Origin of the sequence: Ancylothrix sp. D3o (assembly GCF_025370775.1) — a bacterium.
Classification (GTDB): Bacteria; Cyanobacteriota; Cyanobacteriia; order Cyanobacteriales; family Oscillatoriaceae; genus Ancylothrix.
Map to the genome: position 1 here is coordinate 22,228 of NZ_JAMXEX010000014.1, position 19,673 is coordinate 41,900.

Genomic DNA, 19,673 nt, shown 5'->3' on the forward strand with positions numbered 1-19,673 from the left:
TAACTTCACGAGTGCGTTTGTCCTGAACAATAAAAAATGTCTTGGGCATTTAAAAAATATGCGTGAAATTCGGAATGTTTTGTTGTTTGTTTTGTTAGGAAGTTTGACGATTTTTGCTGTGCAAAATAGTTCGACTTTTGCTTTGCCTTTGGTGTTTTTGGGAATGGCTTCCCTGACGCTTCCTCTTTCTGTGTGGGTGTTGGGGGCGTTTTTTGCCGGAGTCGTAACGGCTTTGATAATTGGCGCTTTGTTTAAGTTTTCCCATCCTTTGATAAATCAAGAATCGGCGTCAAATCGGCGCATTCCTTCGCGGCAAAATGATATTCCTCCTCGTCAACCGGCACCCCGAACCGATACAGTTTTACAAGATAATTATGATCGCCCTGAAAGAGTTTATAGTGAAACAATTACGGGGGGTGCTGTGGGCTGGCGCGAAGAAAAAGATGATGATTTGCAGGATAATCTGCGGGGGCGGGCCAATGAACAAACTCGACCAAGAAATGAGGATACCGCCAGAAGAAATAATTACTCAGAACCGGATATAGATGATGATGAGTTTTATGAAGATTGGGAAGAAGAAACACCGGAAAATAGAAACCTGGAAAATAAAAATTATGAAGCCTCGCAGGAACCAAAATCAACTTCTTGGACGGGTTCAGTTTATTCTTACAGCTATCGGGAGTCTGCGGAATCTGAACCGCCAAAAATCGAATTGATTCCAGATAAGAAAACTGAGCCGGTAACGGATGCAGATTATCGGGTGATTATTCCTCCGCCGGCGCCGACTCCCCCGCCGCCAGTAGAGGATGATTGGGGGAAAAAGAAAAAGCCAAAGTCGGATGATTGGTAAAAAGTGAAAAAACGGGAATTTGCCTTTTTTTCGGATGGGTGCGAGGAGTGAGAAGTGCCGGCATAATTGCCCCTGATTATTAAACAAAACTGTGAAGAATAGGTGTTTCGATGGGGGTAGGATTGCCATCACATTTGAAGCAAAACACAGTTTCACCGGCACGCCATACTACGGACTCTATCCAATCTTCAGGAATCGTCAGCCAGCCATTATCTATAAGTCTGAAAATACCTTGAATAAAAAGGGGGTCATCCATTGTAGAAGCACAAAGGTTTAATATTGTGAGTTCATCGTTTTTTGTCATGGCTTTAAGGTTGACTCGAAAGGCCGGTATAATATCAAGAAGTTCTCCGGTTTCGTCATAGAGTTCTTGAAATTCATCCGGGGTTGAGTTGTACACCGGCACACCTTGGGGAAAGAGTTTTTGCAAGTGAGGATTTTGGTCATTAAATTTGGAGTAGTACATAAAACCTTCGGGGGGTAAACTGTTAATAAGGTTAAATCAATTTGGGCTTAGCGCATAGTCCTTTTAACGACTGTCTCGATCCGGAAACAGACTATTTTTAAAGTCGCTGTCTGTTGCCCTTACCTTCTACTACTTTTAACTACTATTTCCCTGTGTGGGTAGCTACTGCTGACACTTTTGGAAGCGTAATTAGGGCGCAAGTGCAATTGGTTAAGGCGTTACAATGGCTAGACGCTGCTTTCAGCTTTTTACCCCGGATGCTCTTGGCTGCATACTGGGCCGATTTGAAAACCGGCACGTTGGTTTTGACAAAAAAACATTTTTGTGTTATGGAGCGGTTTAGGGGCCGGTTGGCGGGTAGTAAATGGGAACAAATTTTTCCTCGCGTCAAGTAAAAATTGCAATACTGCTCTAATACAGAGAGGTGGTGAAAAAATCCGCTTGGATGGTTGCCGGAATGAAAGCCAACGGTCAATCCTTAGAATAAGGAGGTTATAATACTGTTAATACTTTTTGCTTAAATCGTCCTGAAATTAATAAAAATAAACGTATATGTCAGACCAACAGATAAATTTTGAACAAGCTTTTAAGGTAGCAGATCAGGCAGTATTTAAGCAGACAAAAAAACATCTAAGTGATGTAGAGATCGTTATTTTGCGGGGGGCGTGGGAAAACAAAACTTATGAGGAAATGTCGGAAAATTCAGAATATGCAACTAACTATCTTCAGCGAACAGTGGGCCCGAAGCTTTGGCGGATGTTATCTAAAGCATTAGGCGAAGAAGTAAGTAAAACAAATTTTCGGGCTGGGTTGCAACGAAAAGCGCAGCAAGAGGAGAAGAACCAGAAATTATTAAATACTAAATCGCCAAAAAAGTTAGAATTTCCAGAGGGAGCAGTTGCCTTAAATTCGCCTTTTTATATAGAGCGTAGTCCGATTGAAAGTGAGTGTTATGAAGCCCTACGAAAACCGGGAGCGCTGATTAATGTTAAAGCTCCGAAACAAATGGGGAAAACTTCGCTGTTGAACCGAATTTTAGAAGAGGGTAAAAATTTGGGATATCAAACGGTGATGTTAAATTTTTTGCAAGCAGAGAAGGCGGTTTTTAGTGATTTAGATAAGTTTTTGCGGTGGATGTGTGCTTATGCCGGTCAAAAGTTAAAAAAACCGACAAATTTAGGGGAGTATTGGGATGAGGCAAGGGGAAGTATTGTTAGTTGTACAACGTATTTTGAAGCGAGTATTTTGGAGGAGATAAATGCGCCTTTGGTGTTGGCTTTGGATGAGGTAGATCGGGTGTTTCAGTATCCAGAAATTGCCGGTCAGTTTTTCCCGATGCTCCGAAGTTGGCATGAGGAAGCTAAGGCGGTGGAAATTTGGGAAAATTTGCGGTTGGTTGTGGTTTATTCGACCGAGTATTATGGTAAGTTGGATATTAATCAATCGCCGTTTAATGTGGGCCTGCCGGTGGAGTTGCGAGAGTTTAGTTTGGCAGAGGTGGAATGTTTAGTAAGGCAACATTCGCTTGATTGGGAACTGCAAATTGGTGAGGATGGTTTATCTCGTTTGCTGGAGATGGTGGGAGGGCATCCTTATTTAATTCGGTTGATGTTTTATCATCTTGCTCGCTCTCAAAAATCTTTGGCTGAGTTGCTGGGGGAGGCGATGACTGATTCGGGTATTTATGGTGATCATTTACGCCGCCATTTGGATGTTTTGAAGGAGCATCCTAAGTTGGAGGCGGCTTTAAAGGATGTGGTGGTTTCTGATGTGCCGGTGCGTGTGGAAACTTTGCAGGGTTATAAGTTATATAGTATGGGTTTGATTCAACGTTTGGGGGATTTTAGTAGTCCGAGGTGTGAGTTATATCGGCGCTATTTTCGGGAGCGGTTGTAAGGTTTTTAAACCGCAGATGAACGCAGATTAACGCGGATGAATTTATGTTTTTGGTTGGGGGTTTTTATGGGGTATAAGTTTCAGGTTGGTGGTAGTTTGGAGTTTCAGCATCCTAGTTATGTGAGTCGTAAGGCTGATGTTGATTTGTATGAGGGTTTGAAGGGGGGGGAGTTTTGTTATGTTTTGAATTCTCGGCAAATGGGGAAGTCGAGTTTAAGGGTGCAAATGATGAAGCTTTTAAAGGCGGCGGGGATTAAATGTGCTTCGATTGATTTGACACGGTTGGGGAGTTTTGGGAATGCTAGTAAGACGTATGAGTTAGAGTGGTATGGGGGGGTGGTTTCTGAGTTGTTGCGCGGTTTTGGTTTGGGGAGAAAATTTGATTTTAAAAGCTGGTGGTATGAGAGGGATGGGTTATTGCCGGTGCAACGCTTACAAGCTTTTATTGAGGAGGTTTTGTTAGGGGAGTTTTCGGGAAAAATTGTCATTTTTATTGATGAAATTGATAGTATTATTTCGGTGCCGTTTAAGGATGATTTTTTTGCGTTTATTCGTGCTTGTTATAATCAGCGGGCCGAAAATTCTGAATATTTGCGGTTGAGTTTTTGCTTGTTGGGTGTGGCGACACCGGCAGATTTAATGGCAGATAAAAAGCGTACTCCTTTTAATATTGGCAGGGCAATTGAGTTATGTGGTTTTACGTTTGATGAGGCTAATTTAGCTTTAAGCGAGGGTTTGGCAGAAAAGGTTAAAAATCCCCAAAAAGTGATTAAAGAGGTGTTAAGTTGGACGGGAGGGCAACCATTTCTTACACAAAAGCTTTGTCAAGTTATCCAAAATTTTAATCTGCCAGAAAATGAAGAGATTTCTGTGGAAAGTTTTGTCAGAAATCACATTATTAAAAATTGGGAATCTCAGGATGAGCCTGAGCATTTGAGAACAATTAGAAACAGGCTTTTGAGTAATGAATTGCGGGCCGGTCGGTTGCTGGGATTATATCAACAAATTTTGCAAAAAGGTTCTGTTAAGGTTCAAGACTCTCCTGAAGAAATGGAGTTAAGATTGTCGGGTTTAGTTGTCAAGCAAAACAGCCAGCTAAAGGTTTCTAATGCTATTTATGAAGAAGTTTTTAATCAAAGTTGGGTCACTCAACAATTAAGTGCTTTGCGTCCCTACAGTCAAGCTATTAAGGCTTGGTTGGACTCAAACCGGCTAGATATTTCTCGGCTGTTGCGAGGAGAAGCTTTGCAAGAGGCTTTAGCATGGAAAGCCGGTAAAAGTTTAAGTGTAGAAGATGATGATTTTTTGGCAGAAAGTCAGCGATTAGATCGGGTACAAATTAAATTAGAATTACAAGCCGAAAGGCAAGCAAAACAAATATTAGAAGAAGCCAAACAACAAGCATATAAAATGCTGCAACAAGCACGACTTGGCACTAAAATAGAAAGACAGGGAGGGGAAGCATTAAGATTATTTGAAGTTGAGGGCAAAGAAATTGAAGCGTTGTTGTTAGCAATGCAAGCGGGAGAAGATTTGCAAAAATGGCAAATTGAAAATGCAGAATCCTCGAATTATTCAATTACCAGTCCCGTCCAAGCATTGCAAAATATTTTAGATGCCATTCGAGAAAAAAAACAACTTAAAGGGCATCAAGGTGCTGTTAATTGTGTGAGTTTTAGTCCCCAGGGAGATTATATTGCAACGGCTTCTAATGATGGCACCGCGATTTTGTGGGATTTGTCTGGAAAAAAATGCGTAGAATTAAAGAATCATCAAGGAAGTGTGCCGGCCCTAGCATTTAATAATACACAAAATTTAGTAATAACCGGCTGTGAAAATGGGATTGTCAGAGTATGGGATCTTGCTGGAAAATTGTTAACGCAATTTAAGGCACATCCCCGCCGAATTACCAGCCTAAATTTTAGTAGTTGTGGCAAGTTGATAGCCACCGCTTCTGAAGACGGTACTGCAAAAGTTTGGGATGAAAATTTTAAGCTAATCATAGAATTTAAAAAACATAAAGGCTGGGTAACAGCCGTGATGTTTCATCCCCAGGAAAATATTATAGCCACCGGCTCCGAAGATTGTACAGTTAGAATATGGGATTTAAGCGGAAAAGAACTAAAAAAAATCAAAGCTGCTGACGGATGGTTATTGAGTATTTGTTTTAGTCCCAACGGCGAATATATTGCCACAGCCTCCGCAGATTTAACAGCCAAATTGTGGGATTTAAAAGGAAAAAGAAAGGCAGAATTTAAAGGACACACCGGCTGGGTAAAAAGTGTTAGTTTTAGTCCAGATGGCAAATATATAGCCACCGGCTCATTTGATGGTACAGCAAGATTATGGGATTTATCAGGTAAAGAAATAGACAGATTTAAAGGACATCAAGGAACCGCCGGCAGTCTTTGTTTTAGTGGCAATGGTCAATATTTAGTTACCGGCACCGGCGAGGGAATTGTCAGAGTATGGGATATTTATGGAAAGCAAAAAGTTAAATTTCAACCGCATTGTGATAAAATTTTAAATGCGACTTTTAACTCTTTTGGCGATAAAATAGCAACCGCTTGTTATGAAGGTACAGTTAAATTATGGGATATATCCGGCCAAGAAATTAGCAGCTTTAAAGCTCATAGTGGTTGGGTTTCCAGTGTAAAGTTTAGCCAAAATGACTCTTTAATTGCCACAGCTTCCGAGGATAAAACGGCGAAAATATGGAATCCAAACGGGGAATTACTAAAAGAGTGTAAAGGGCACACCGGCTGGGTATTAGCACTAAGTTTTAGCCCTGACAATAATTTAATTGCAACTTCCTCAGCAGATCATACAGCAAGAATATGGAATTTAGAAGGAAAAGAACAAGCAATTTTAAAGGGGCATCAAGATTGGGTGTATGACGTGGCGTTTAGTCCCCAACCAGAAAAAATTGCCACAGCATCCGCAGATTGTACCGCAAAATTATGGAACTTATCCGGTAAAATTATCACCGAATTTAAGGGGCATCAAGGCTTAGTTTGGAGCGTTTCTTTTAGCCGCAATGGTGACTTAGTGTTAACCGGCTCTGAGGATGGCACCGCCAGATTGTGGAATTTAGAAGGAAAACAAATCGCCATTTTTAAAGGGCATCATGGCGCAGTTTTAAGCGTTTCTTTTAGCCCGAAAAATGATTGCATTGCCACCGCCTCAGCGGATGGTACGGCTCGATTGTGGGATTTAGAAGGAAGAGAAATTAAGCAATTTAATGGTCATTATGGATGGGTTTGGAGTGTGGTTTTTAGCCCCAATGGTGAATTTTTGTTGAGTGGTTCTGCCGATGAAACAGCGCGTTTATGGGAGATTGGCAAGTTAGAAAATAATTTAGATGCGTTGCTTTTTCGGGGGGGTTTGTGGTTGGGAAAATAGGGGCCGGTTTTTTCTAGGCTGCCATCTTCATACTTTCGCCGCCTTGCGTCCGAGTCATCGCCAAAACTTTTTGCAGGTCAAGTAATCTTCACATCCCCTGCCAACATTTGCCCCTTAACAAACTCCCTAAAGCTAAACTAAGGTCGCACAGTAGCGATTCCTAACTTAATGCCTTTAATTTTCCGCAATCGATCCATGACTTCTACAATATTGCCATGATCAACTGTTTTATCAGCATTTAACACAACTAACTGGCTTTCATTTGTTCCCATTATCTGCCGCACAGCACTTTCAAGCTCATCTATTTTGACGGCTTTTTTGTCCACCATTAACGCTCCTTTCGCATCAATCGTAACAGTAATTTTAGAAGGCGCTTGTTGAGGCTGAGACGTAGTTGCTTGTGGTAAATTGACCGGCAATTCTTCTTTCGCCACTCCGTCCGATTTGCTCAAAAAAAGTGATGAAACAATGAAAAACGTAAGAATAGCAAAAACCACATCAATCATTGGGACGATGTTAATTTGAGCAATATTGTCAGGTTCATCGGGTAGGCGCATAAGTAGGTTCTCCTTGTTTTTGTTTTTGTTCGTAGCGGTGACGGTAAAGTAACTCTAGTTGCCCTGCTGCTTCCTGTATAAAAGCTATCTGTTGCAGATAAAATCCGCGAAACATATTCGCAAAAACTAGGGTAAAGATCGCTACCACCAAACCCATAGCTGTAGATACCAGCGCTTCGCTAATACCCGCGGTGACGTTTGTTGTGCTGGTACCTCCTATATCCCCTAGTTTAAGCGCAGCAAAGGTGGTAATTAATCCTAAAACCGTTCCCAGCAACCCAAATAACGGCGAAAGGCTGATGATTGTGTCAAATATTGTATTAAAGCGTTTGAGAACCGGAATTTCCGCCTGAGCAGCACTTTCGAGCGCTAAGCGAAACTCTTCAGCATTCGGATCTTCGAGTTCTAAAGCTTCTAAAAAAATTCTCGCCAGCGGCAGATCGGCGTTAACTTGCAGCTTTTTAATGGCTGTGTCTGGGTTTTGACGATACAGGTGCAGCACTTCTTTCACCATTCGCCGCTGTCGTCGGTTCACCCGAAACCAAAACCCAAGGCGTTCTATAATCAGCGCAACTGCCGCTATTGAAGAGGCAAGCAGTGGCCAAGAAACGATACCCCCTGCACGAAAAATATAAATAAAGTTATCCATTGGTTTCCACTTTTTACGAGATATATTGATCGAATCGCTTGCGCGATAGTTGCGCTTCACACGCCTTTGCTTGAAAAACCGAAACCGCAAAAATTTTTCCCTGTTTTTTTGTCACAGAAGCCGGGGAAAGCGATTCGGACTCGAAATAATTTCACTCCAAAATAGCTACACAATAGTGCGCGGAGGTTAGAGCGCCTATCTGTCAGTACACGCAAAACGCCGCTACCGCTATCTGTAGAAATTTTTGTACTAGCGCTTTCTTATTAAAAGCTTTTACTAGGAATTTTCCTCATCTCTTTATTTAAAAAGATTTCTCAACTAGATTTCCACAAACTCGATTAAATGTCAAGCCCTTACGCCGTTTATATATAAAAATTTTTCATCCTTAAGGCAATTATTAATAAGTAGAAATGATATAAAAATCTGAATAAGTGTTAAAGAAACTCATACCTGTAAGGCTTTGGCGCTATTTAGCCTGGTTTATCCAAAGCCAAGTCAGCGGATCAGACACCAAGCTCTGCCAAAGCCAATTTTACAAAGGTGAGCCAAGGGCCAAGGGTAAGATGCTTGGTAATCTCAAAAGATATTTCTAAATAAATGGTAATAATTATCAAGAGTGCTTGAGAAAAGATCCCTGCTTCCTATAGGATCTGTAGGTTCCTAGTCAAGGACACACTTAACCCGAAGCTGGTTTGTCTCTTCGGGAGAGGTGGGGCAACGAGCAAACATTTTCCCAACCCCTGCATATAGGAGAGCCATAACGCATGAGCGTTTCTAACTTTTCAGCGGCGCAAAGAGAACAACAACAACAGAAGCTCAAAAAGTTTCTGGCATTGAGCTTTCTAGCCTCAGCGGTGCTGCACGGTGTGGTGCTACCGTTTAGCCTCAACTTTGTCAATGCTGCTGAAGCCGAAGAAGAACCTATTGAATTTGTTGTAGTTGAGGAGCCTGAAACCAAGGCAGTCGAGCCAGAACCTGTTGCAGAAAAAGAGGTTGCCCCGCCGCCCGAACCGGCAAAAACTGAGACGGTAGAAGAAATTCCAAAAGAAGAGCCGGTTACACCGCCGCCAACTTTAAAAGAAGAGCCTGTTACACCACCGCCAACTTTAAAAGAAGAGCCTGTTACACCACCGCCAACTTTAAAAGAAGAGGCTGTTGCACCACCGCCAACTTTAAAAGAAGAGCCTGTTACACCACCGCCAACTTTAAAAGAAGAGGCTGTTGCACCACCGCCAACTGTAAAAGAAGAGCCGGTTACACCACCGCCAACTGTAAAAGAAGAGCCGGTTACACCACCGCCAACTTTAAAAGAAGAGCCGGTTTCACCGCCGATCACCAATTCTCCGGTTTCTCCACCGGCAGATACTTCAGAACCCCCTCAAACAGATAACTCTAACCCACCGGCCACCGATCCTCCTGCCAACGAGCCGCCCGTCACCGCCTCTCGTCCTAGTGGCGGCGGCTCAACAGACTTTATGAGCGATGCGCCAAACCCAAACAAATCTGAAAACCTCGGAGAAAGTGAACCAAACTCATCACCCGCTAGAGGTAGCGATACAGGCGAACCTTTATCCGAGCCATTTGGAAATAACTCTCCACCCATAGACCGGCCACCGACAACCGATCCGCCAGTCACAGCCTATCGTCCTGGGGGTGGCAGTTCCTCTGGCGACTCTTTGTCAGATTTAGTAAACCCAAGTTCTCCTGACATCCCTGGCGGTGACAGCAGTGTTGGAAATAACTGGAACTCCTCATCCGCTGACGCTGGCAATAGCGACGGCATCGGTTCAGGAGAACCCTTTGGAAACAATTCAGGCGCAATGCAGCGAGCGCCCAGAAATACTGATCCGCCGGTTAGCGCCTATCGTCCTGGGGGTGGTAGTTCCTCTGGTGGCGGATTCCCCGACTTAGGAGATCCAGGTTCTTCAGGAATCCCTGGAGGTGACGGCGGAGGTGACAGCGGTGGAGGATATAACGGGAATTCCTCATCTGGGGGTGCCGGCAGTGGCGATGGCATCGGTTCATCCGAGCCCTTTGGCGGCGGTATAGGAGCAATGCCAAAACCAGAAAGTTCAACAGCAGGATCGGGGCGTCCGTCGGGGGGTAGCGGTGGTACACCAGGAGTTTGCGTTAGCTGCAATAAACCGGCATATCCCATCTCAGCCAGAAGACAAAAACGAGAAGGGGTAGTGGAAGTCCTTCTTAACATAGACCCTGATGGTAACGTCGTCGATGCCTCAATAGCGACTTCCAGCGGTCACGAAGACTTTGATCAAGCTGCTATCAACACTGTGAGAAATTGGAAATTCTCTTCATCAGAAAGTGGAGTCCAGGGAAAAATCGTAGCAGTTCGGTTTGATCTCGATGATTAAATTTGTTCGGCAACAAAGAGTAAGTTTATCGCTTTAAAAAACTCACTATTTGTGCCGGGAAAATACCCACCATAGACCAACCACATTGTAGAAACTTTTACCCAGTATGAAGCTTGAAAAAACTGCAACAAAAACAAGTAAAATTTATCAAATGACAAGCGCTCTTTTACTCGCATCTAGCTTGTCAATTGCCCAATCTTTAATTTACTCTCCCCGTGCAGTCGCGGGAGTTATAACCTTGCCCGATGGAAGCCGCTGCGAGGGAGAATTGAGCGACGGTAAAATTAGCGGGCCCGGCAACTGCCAATACGCCAACGGAGACCGCTACGAAGGGCAATTTCTCAACGGTAAACCTCACGGTAAAGGCATCTATACCTTTAAAGAAGGAGGGCGTTATGACGGAGAATTTGCTGATGGAGAATTCAACGGCAAAGGCATCCGCGAATTTCCCAACGGCAACCGCTACGAAGGGGAATTTAAAACCGGCCAATTTGAAGGTATGGGAGTCTTTACAACCTCCAACGGTACACGCTATGAAGGCCCTTTTGTTGCCGGTTCTCCTAGTGGTAAAGGCGCGTTCACTTTCAGTAATGGAACTCGCTGCGAAGGCGAACTCAAAGACGGCAAAATTAGCGGTAAAGGCAATTGCGTATATGCAAATAAAAACCGCTATGAAGGAGACTTGCTCAACAATTTACCTCACGGACAAGGAATTTATACCTTTGCCGAAGGAGGGCGCTACGAAGGGCAATTTACTGAAGGACAATTTAACGGCAAAGGAATTCGAGAATACGGCAATGGAAATCGTTATGAAGGCGATTTTGTTAATGGCAAACCTCAAGGACAGGGAATTTTAACCTTTAAAGAAGGGGGAAGATATCAAGGACAATTTAACAATGGCGATTTCAATGGCGAAGGTGTCCAAGAATTTGCCAACGGCAATAGTTATAAAGGCAATTTTGTCAATGGTCAATTTCAGGGGCAAGGTACTCTTACTTTTGCGAAGGGCGGCAATTATACAGGCGAATTTCAAGCCGGGAAAATTAGTGGCAAAGGCATTTATACTTTTGCCAATGGCAATAGTTATGAAGGCACATTTAATGATGGCAAAATGAATGGCAAAGGTGTCTATAAATTTGCCAATGGTGATCGCTGTGAAGGGGAATTCAGCGATGGGCAATTCAACGGCAAAGGCGTTTGTGTTTATGCCAATGGAGATCGCTACGAAGGCGAATTTCTCAACGGGCAAAAACACGGTCAAGGTTCGTACGTCTATGCGGATGGAACAAAAGTAGAGGGAAATTGGCAACAGGGACAGCTTCAAAAATAGCTTGATAACCTCAAAGTTGGCGGCGGTTTATTTAGGCAGCTTTTTCAAAAGGCTGCCTACTTTCAATTTAACCCTAATCAATTAACTTACAGTGTTTCTAAAACTAAAAAAACCAATCAGACAGATTATCTCTTTATTGATGAGTTTTACTTTAGTTTTGCTCCTCAATAATTGCAGTCAATCCGCAACCGAAACCGGCCCCCAAATACTTTGGGATACCTACGGAATTCCTCATATTTTTGCAACCAATAATCAAAGCCTTTTCTACTCTTTTGGATGGGCACAAATGCAAAGTCATGGTAATCTGATTTTGCGTCTTTATGGGCAAGCGCGTGGGCAAGCTGCCGAATATTGGGGCGAAGATTATCTGGAATCTGATCGCTTAGTGCAAACTATGGGAATTCCTAATCGCGCCCAAGCGTGGTATCAAGCACAAAATACCATTTTTCGCAACTATATTGATGCTTTTACTGATGGCATGAATGCCTATATAAAAGAGCATCCAGAGGCGATCAGCGAAGAATTAAAAGTAGCATTACCCCTCACACCGGCAGACGTATTAGCTCACCAGCAGCGCGTGATCAATTTTACTTTTATAGTCGAGCCAGAAAACGTTGCAAAGCTTGCTCAAAATTCTGAAAATAACACCCCTAAAGGCTCAAATGGTTGGGCAATTGCTCCTTCGCATTCTCAAAGCGGAAATGCGATGCTTTTGGCAAATCCTCATTTACCTTGGTCAGATTTATATTTGTGGTATGAAGCGCAACTAACCGGCCCAGAAATTAACGCTTACGGCGCTACTCTTATTGGCTCTCCTATTTTAACAATTGCCTTTAACGATAACTTAGGATGGACTCACACCGTAAACACTCACGATGGATGGGATGCTTACCAATTAACCCTAGCTAAAGATGGCTATCTTTTTGATGGCAAAATTCAAAAGTTTGAGCAAGAAGAAAAAGTTTTAAAAGTTAAACAAAACAATGGAAATTTCCGCTCAGAAACTCTAGTAATACGGCGTTCTGTTCACGGGCCGGTTCTAACAGAAAAAGATGGTAAAGCCGTCGCCTTGCGGGTTGTCGGGCTCGATAAACCGGCAGCCCTTCAGCAGTGGTGGGATATGGCGAAAGCAAAAAATTTCAATGAATTTGAAACAACTTTAAAGCGCTTAGAAATTCCCATGTTTACGGTCATATATGCCGACCGCGAAGGGCATATTATGCACTTATTTAACGGTCAAGTTCCGATTCGGAAAAAAGGAGATTTTAAATATTGGTCTGGCATTATTCCCGGCGAAACATCAGAGACTTTATGGACAAAAACTCATCCCTATTCCGATTTACCACGAGTCATTGATCCGCCGAGTGGGTGGTTACAAAATGCCAACGATCCACCCTGGACTACAACTTTTCCCAGCCCGATTAAACCGGCCAATTATCCCCCCTACATGGCACCGCGAGGGCCGATGGATTTTCGGGCTCAGCGCTCAGCAAAAATGCTCTTAGAAGACGAAAAAATCTCTTTTGAGGAATTGATTAAATATAAACATTCCACTCAGGTAGAACTCGCTGAGCGCATCCTTGATGATTTAATTCCTGTCGCCAGAAAAGGCAGCGAAAAAGCCCGTCGTGCTGCGGAAGTTCTGGCGGCTTGGGATCGTAAAGTTGATGCAGAAAGTCGTGGTGCTGTGCTGTTTGCTTTTTGGGAAAAAGCGATGGATGAAGATAATTTATTTGCTAAACCTTGGAGCGAAAATGCACCCTTAACAACGCCAGACGGGTTGGCAAATCCAGTGGAGGCGGTGCGAGTATTGGAAGCAGCAGCTAATAAAGTTGAGGCGACTTATGGCGCATTAAACGTAGCCTGGGGGGAGGTTTTTAGATTGGCTTATCAAGGGGAAAATTTGCCGGCAAACGGGGGTGATGGTTCTTTGGGGGTATTTCGATCTGTGTGGTTTGCGCCTGGTAAAGAAAATCGTTTTCAAGCGGTTGCCGGTGATTCTTTTGTAGCGGCAATTGAGTTTTCTAATCCTGTTAAAGCAATGGCATTGAATAGTTATGGCAATTCTACTCAACCAAATTCGCCTCAAACCGGCGATCAATTGCAGTTATTTGCTGAAAAGAAATTGCGCCCTGTATGGCGATCTCGTTCAGAAATTGAAGCTCATTTGAGTTCGCGTCAGATGCTATCCCCTCAATTCAGTCGGTGAAATTTTTTGATTATTTATGGGCCGGTTTTCCATATTCCGTAGGGGCCGGTAAAAATATCCACCGGCTCCAATTAAAAATAAACCAAACGAAGAAATAGCATATAAAAAAGCCATACCGGCACCGGCACCTGTGCCAACAATTCCGCCAAAAATAACGGCTAAAAAACCTCCGGGTTGCATTGCCGGTTCAAAGATACGATCAGCAAGGGGCCCGGCTATTAATAAGCCAATTGCTGAGGCGATTTGAATACAAACTGCTCTGGTGGCGAAAACTCGGCCTTGAACTTCTGGCTCAACTTTCGCCAACCAGATCGCCTCGTTGGAAGTGCCGACAATGGGAAAATTCAGAGATGAGAAAAATTGAGCCGGTATCCAGATCGAAATTACTTGAGCGAGCCCAAAAACTGTTTTACTAAAGCCGGTGCCGACGATGCCGAGCAAAAAGCCGCGTATTCGCTGTTTGGGCCCACCCCAAATACTGATGACTGATGCGCCGACAACACCACCCACGCCGGCGGCTGAAAGGATATTACCGAGAATTCTGGGATCAGCAGCGGTGCGTGCCAAAATCATTGGCGAGTAGAGTGCAGCGCCGATGTCGTGAGCAAACCAAAAGAGGGAAACTGACACCAACAAAGCAACCAGGCTCGGACTTTTGGCAATGTAGCGGAATCCAAAGCTGAGTTCTTCCAACAGGTGAGGGCGAGTTGAGTTGGGATGAGGAGTGATTGCCGGCTGGGGTATTTTGACAAATAAAACTGTAGAAATCGCTATTGTAAAAGTTGCCAAATCAATCAAAAAAATCCCATTCAACCCTATAACAGAATAGAGAACCCCCGCCAATGTTGGAGCAATAATACTCGCGCTGTAAATTGCCAAAAAACTTAAACTGCTGGCGCGGCTGTAATGTTTTTCTGGCACCATTGTTGTAATGGTAGTTGAGTAGGCTAACTGCTGAAATTGTTCAAAAAAGCCGCTAATTGCTCCTGCAAGATATAAATGCCAAACTTGCAGGCTTTGGTTGACGTAAAGCAATAAAATAATGAGTGTTAACAGCGCTGACACAGCATCACTAATAATCATTAAAAACTTTCGATTCCAACGATCAACTAAAATGCCGGCAACCGGAGCTATCAAAATGCGCGACAATTGAGCAAAAAAAATAAATAAAGCCAAAGCCGTCGCTTGATTAGTAGACTCCCAAACCCAAATAGTCAGAGCAAAACCAGACATAGAACTGCCAATAATTGAAGCAGTTTGTCCAAGCCAAATTTGAATAAACTTTCGCATTATAAAACCCCCCCCAAAAACCCATCTGCATTTATCCGCGTTCATCCTACTTCAGCGGTTAAAAAAAAATCAAAACCAAGGCCATTGCTGACTAACCGGCGAAAAACCCTTATACTCCTCTATCACCTTATCCCGGTAAAGCTTCGCCAAATATCGCTGCCGCCAGATCACCAAACCACTAACAAAAAGCACAATCGTTAATAACCCAGTAATCGCATGAATTACCCGAAATAAAATTCCCCCATAACTGCCAATATGCAGAGGATAAAGAGCATTCAAAATCCGGTCAGCTAGAGAAAAAGAATAAATACTATCAACCCTTAATATTTCGCCACTGTATTGATCAAGGTAAATAGTGCTGCTGCCGTTTGGGTGAGCTTCATTAGGAAATCTTTTCCGCACTTTAAAAGTAGCTTCAGGAGTTGAAGGCAGAGAAATAAAAGTAGTTTTAGCCGGCAACAAAACTGTATCAACTTGGCGTAAAACTTCATCAAGATTTTGCCGCGAACCACCGGCTGGCGGATGAGAAACCAAGGCCGGCTGAGGTTTTTCATTCGTTAGCCGATAAATAGTTTCTTCAAAAGGCACATAAAAAATTATAGCTGTGCCTGTAGCAGCAATTAAGAGAAGATAAGCAACAGATGCAATGCCAGAAAAATTATGTAAATCGAATAAACTCCTCTGCCAGTGAACTTTCCAATTTATCAAAAATCCCCGCTCAAAATTGCGCCAACCTGTCCACAAAAACAAGCCGGTTAAAGCCAATATTAAAGTTAAAATTCCGCAAAATCCAACAAAGATGTGACCGAGTTCGCCCCCAGCTAATTCGGCGTGAATTGTAAACAGAAAACCCGTAAAAGTTTCTTTCCAAAGGCGTGAACCTTGGATGATGCCGGTGTAAGGATTGACGTAAACATTCAGCAATTCCTCACTTTTAGAAAGCATCGAAACTTGGCAAACTTCCTCAATTCCTCGCGGCAACAAAATACTAATAGCTTGGTTTTGGGGATAAGCTTTTTGGACAATTTGCAAGACAGTTTCTAGGGGAATTTTTTCGGCTTGAGGAATTACTTGCAAAAGTTGGGGATAAAGGAAATGCTCAATTTCGTCTCCAAAAACCAGCAAACTGCCGGTTAAAGCGATTACCGCAAGCAACATTCCTACCATCAACCCCAAATACAAATGCAGTGTCAATGCGAGTTTGCGGAACTTCATCTCGAAATTTTCCTCAAAGCCTGTACTGTTTTTCTCATCTAGTAGGCGTTTTTTTGGTGTATTGTAACGCCTACTTTTTGATTAGCTTAAATTACCCAGCCGATAAATAATTACCAGTCCAGACGGTAATTAACACTGAAAGTTAAACCTCGCGCTGCATAGTTAGAACTATCTGCACCAAAACCGGCTAGATATTGCGAAAGAACGGGAAAATATTCGTTATTCAATAAATTCTCGACTTTGAGTTGTAGCAGGCCATTTCCCACTTGAATTGTGCTGATGTAATCTAAGGTTACATAGCTACTAATAGGGCCACCATCTGAGCCATCTTCAAAGGCCCGATCCCGATTTCCAGAATATAAGAGTTGCAAACGATTACTCCATTCTGGTGTAGTTTGATTTTCCAGATAAGCTGTTAGTTTTACCGGGGGAATTCGGCTGCTATCTATGCCTATGTATTTTCCATCTTCGTCCTCATATTCGCCTTCCAGATAAGTAGCAGTCCCGCCAATTGACCAGGTTTTTTCCGGCTGCCAATCAACTGTAGCTTCTAAACCATAAATCCTTTCTGGGGCGCGAATAAGTTCCAACCGGCCTGTGTTGCCAACCGGCTGAAAACTTATTCCCAAATCAGAGGTATTATAAAAAGCAGCTAACGACATTTGCACCGTTGACCAGCCTCCTCGGATGCCAATTTCGTAGTTATTAACCTTCTGCGGTTGAGTGATGTTTAAAGAAGATTCAATCCCTACAAAATCATCAGGAGGTTGGCGGAGAATCCGAGCAAAATCTGGTACAGAGAAACCTTGAGAAAAGTTGCTAAATACACTAAAGTTTTCGTCAAGTTTATAGACTGCTCCTAAGTTAAAAACCGTTGCATCAAAATTCCGCTCTCCTCCTTGGATATTTCGCTCATTAAAGGTCGTGTAATCATCAACTCTTAAGCCGATGCGTTCGTGACGAATACCACCGCTTAAAATGACAATTTCATCAATATTCCATTCTAATTGACCAAAAAGGCCAAGGCTATTGTAATTGTAAGCAGGAACGAAAGGACGCTCAGCAATTTTCCGGTAAACCCGCCCTCCTGTTGCATCAAATTCATTGGGATCGTAAAGATCAAAATTCTGTTCGCTATCTTCGTTTACATAGTCCGCACCCCAAACTAATCGTACCTTTTCGTCACTAGATAAAGGTGTGGTAATTGCTAACCGGCCTCCTAATTGTTCAGTTCTGGTTCGAGAATTAGCAACGCCAACAAACGGGCCAAAGAAATCGGAGCTACGATAATCGGAAGGCACGCCTATATTAGAATTTCTTCGATAGTAAATCTGGCTTTGTAGGCTGCTACCAAAAAGGTTATCGTTGGTGTAGCTCAAATTAAAAAGTGTATTTCTATTTCCTGGTGTTTGCCCTCCAATAATATTTAAATTGCCGGTTTTGATGGCACGAGCTTTTTGCGTTCCCTCTTCATCATCAACGCTAAAATCTGGGATAACATCAGGATTTTGTGTTTCCAGATAGCGATTAAAGCTCAGTTGTAACCGTTGCTGGTCATCTAAATCTACGCCAATTTTGCCCAGTATGTTGAGAATTCTGCTGCTATCTCCGCCGAGTTCAAAATAGGGAATGCGATCACCTTGGGCATCGTAAAAAGCACCACTGCTTGCCAGAGAAACACTGCCGGTAAAATCAAAATTACCCTCTCTACCAGAAATACCATATTTACCATTAAAGCCTTGACCATCTTCGGTATTTGTTAAAGAGGTACTTGCACCTAATTCGACTGTAGAAGTTAGGCTATCTTCTGTTGGTCTGCGAGTAATAATGTTAATCACACCGCCGGTAGCTTGAGAGCCGTATATAGCGGTGGAACCACGCACTACCTCAATGCGTTCGATAGCGCTGGGATCGATAGTTCTAAATTCTCTGCCAAAAGATTGAATATTGGTGGTTTGCGGTACGCCGTCAATCAAAACAGAAACGTCACGGCCTCGTAAAGTTTGGCCATAGGTGGTGGTAGTTTGAGTTGGAGGCGCGAAACCTGGAACCTGATTTGCTAGAGCTTCTCCTATATTTCTCGATGGCCCTACCTGCTCCTCAATTTCTTCTGTGTCTATTACTGTTATGGAGCGCGGCACGTTGGTCACATTTTCTTCGATTCGGGTTGCAGTGACGACTATCTCAATTCGATCAGCCCCCGGTTGAGGCGTCACCCCTGGCTGGGCTGTTGGTTGGGTCGGTCTTCCTGGTTGGGCTGTTGGCGGTTGGGCTGTTGGCGGCTGCACTCCTGGCTCCACCGGCACCCCAGGTTGAGCTACAGGCGGCTGTACTCCTGGCTCCACCGGCACTCCTGGCTGGGCTGTAGGCGGCAAAGTTGGTAAAGAATCCACCGGCACTCCAGGCTGGACTGTAGGCGGCTGTACTCCGGGCTGCACCGGCGGCTGTGTTACCCCAGGAGGGGCCGGTGTTTGAGCCGTCCCGGTAGCCGGTTTTAAGCTGAGAATTGCACCCCCACCGCCTTGTTCCACCCGTGCCACTGGTAGCCCGCCCTGGCCAATCACTTTGATTCGGATACTGTTGGTATCTAAAGGAGTAACGGTTACAGCAGCAATTCCAGCAGCCGGGTTGTCTCGACGAAACTGATTTCCCCCCGCTAATCGCAGTTGAGCAGAGATAACATCAGCTTGTACAGTGTCGCCAAAACTGGTAGTAAAGACTTGCAGCGCTCTACCACCTTCAGTTTCTAAGACAACTTCAATGCCTTCTGGCGTAGGGTTGACGCGAACGGCAGTCACCTGCGCGATATTGGCCGCGCAAACCGACTGAGCGATTAGTGCCGAGGTGAATCCTGCCAGCCCAAGGCTGCTTAGTAATTGCTGCGATCTGTTCATTACTTTTTTTATTAATCAAAAATTGATGGAACTTCGGCTCTCTGGTTTGAGTTGCTTGCACAACACGATCTGTTACAGCCTTGCTGCTCTTCTATAACTTCTGAAACTACCCAATCGAAAACACAGCCCAGTTTTGGGCCCAAATCGATTTGATTGTCCCGTCGCTAACGGGCTTGGTTTGAGAATGCTGGAGGTACGGGAGGACGCGCCCCTCAGTCAGTTAGGAGAGTCAACAAGTTCTCTAGGCTGGCGTGCCCCTGGGTTAGAGCAAGAAGTCCCTAGAGCCTTAATAAGAAAGTATGTTAATTAGATACCAGAGCTATCACGCCTGTCAAGCCTAAATTAATGAAAATTACTTTCAATTTAATCTGGGAGATCAGACCCCTCTCGAATGTGGTCAGATGTGCCTAAACTGCCCACTCCAACAAGCTTATAAGGCAATTCGTCGAAACTCTCCGGCCCCTGTTAAAAAAGATTTTCATATATAAAAAGACACAAACCAACAGAATTACTAAACTATTATTGAGAATTACTACCAAGTAA

General features: G+C 43.7%; 12 protein-coding genes. 6 read left to right on the plus strand and 6 right to left on the minus strand.

From position 1 onward, the window contains the following. Positions 1–58: 58 nt before the first annotated feature. The gene (locus NG798_RS20220; RefSeq protein ID WP_261225510.1) at positions 59–850 is read left to right on the plus strand and encodes a LapA family protein; all 792 of its coding nucleotides are present in this window, start codon (positions 59–61) and stop codon (positions 848–850) included. A 79-nt stretch (positions 851–929) separates the two neighbouring features. On the opposite strand, the gene NG798_RS20225 is transcribed toward NG798_RS20220, so the two are convergent. Beyond that, entirely contained in the window at positions 930–1,316 is a 387-nt protein-coding gene (locus tag NG798_RS20225; RefSeq protein WP_261225511.1) for a hypothetical protein, read from the minus strand. A 552-nt stretch (positions 1,317–1,868) separates the two neighbouring features. On the opposite strand from NG798_RS20225, the gene NG798_RS20230 reads away from it, so the two are divergent. Together NG798_RS20230 and NG798_RS20235 are read left to right on the plus strand one after the other, a co-directional pair. Beyond that, positions 1,869–3,212: an AAA-like domain-containing protein gene (locus tag NG798_RS20230; RefSeq protein WP_261225512.1), complete on the plus strand. Its 1,344-nt coding sequence runs from the start codon at positions 1,869–1,871 to the stop codon at positions 3,210–3,212. Positions 3,213–3,248: 36 nt separating this feature from the next. Further along, positions 3,249–6,614, plus strand: coding sequence for an AAA-like domain-containing protein (locus NG798_RS20235; protein WP_261225513.1), 3,366 nt, complete (start codon positions 3,249–3,251; stop codon positions 6,612–6,614). Between the two features lie 137 nt (positions 6,615–6,751). Here the strand turns inward: NG798_RS20235 and NG798_RS20240 are convergent, their stop codons facing one another. Next, positions 6,752–7,171: a biopolymer transporter ExbD gene (locus NG798_RS20240; protein WP_261225514.1), complete on the minus strand. Its 420-nt coding sequence runs from the start codon at positions 7,169–7,171 to the stop codon at positions 6,752–6,754. After that, positions 7,155–7,820, minus strand: coding sequence for a MotA/TolQ/ExbB proton channel family protein (locus NG798_RS20245; protein ID WP_261225515.1), 666 nt, complete (start codon positions 7,818–7,820; stop codon positions 7,155–7,157). Before NG798_RS20245 ends, NG798_RS20240 begins: the two co-directional genes overlap by 17 nt. Before the next feature lie 764 nt (positions 7,821–8,584). Here NG798_RS20245 and NG798_RS20250 point away from each other — a divergent pair. The 3 genes from NG798_RS20250 (at position 8,585) to NG798_RS20260 (ending at position 13,731) form a co-directional block, all read left to right on the plus strand. Beyond that, complete coding sequence (locus tag NG798_RS20250) at positions 8,585–10,192, plus strand: TonB family protein (RefSeq protein WP_261225516.1); 1,608 nt, start codon at positions 8,585–8,587, stop codon at positions 10,190–10,192. 151 nt (positions 10,193–10,343) lie between these two features. Then, on the plus strand, positions 10,344–11,522 hold the full coding sequence (locus NG798_RS20255; protein WP_261225517.1) for an MORN repeat-containing protein: 1,179 nt from the start codon (positions 10,344–10,346) through the stop codon (positions 11,520–11,522). A gap of 139 nt (positions 11,523–11,661) precedes the next feature. Beyond that, entirely contained in the window at positions 11,662–13,731 is a 2,070-nt protein-coding gene (locus tag NG798_RS20260; RefSeq protein ID WP_261225518.1) for an acylase, read from the plus strand. Here the strand turns inward: NG798_RS20260 and NG798_RS20265 are convergent. The 3 genes from NG798_RS20265 to NG798_RS20275 all read right to left on the minus strand — a co-directional run bounded on the left by NG798_RS20265 (position 13,708) and on the right by NG798_RS20275 (position 19,130). Then, on the minus strand, positions 13,708–15,021 hold the full coding sequence (locus NG798_RS20265) for an MFS transporter (protein ID WP_261225519.1): 1,314 nt from the start codon (positions 15,019–15,021) through the stop codon (positions 13,708–13,710). The genes NG798_RS20260 and NG798_RS20265 overlap by 24 nt on opposite strands. A 69-nt stretch (positions 15,022–15,090) precedes the next feature. Next, positions 15,091–16,236: a PepSY domain-containing protein gene (locus NG798_RS20270; RefSeq protein ID WP_261225520.1), complete on the minus strand. Its 1,146-nt coding sequence runs from the start codon at positions 16,234–16,236 to the stop codon at positions 15,091–15,093. A gap of 110 nt (positions 16,237–16,346) precedes the next feature. Beyond that, positions 16,347–19,130, minus strand: a complete 2,784-nt coding sequence (locus tag NG798_RS20275; RefSeq protein WP_261225521.1) for a TonB-dependent siderophore receptor — start codon at positions 19,128–19,130, stop codon at positions 16,347–16,349. Positions 19,131–19,673 lie beyond the last annotated feature (543 nt).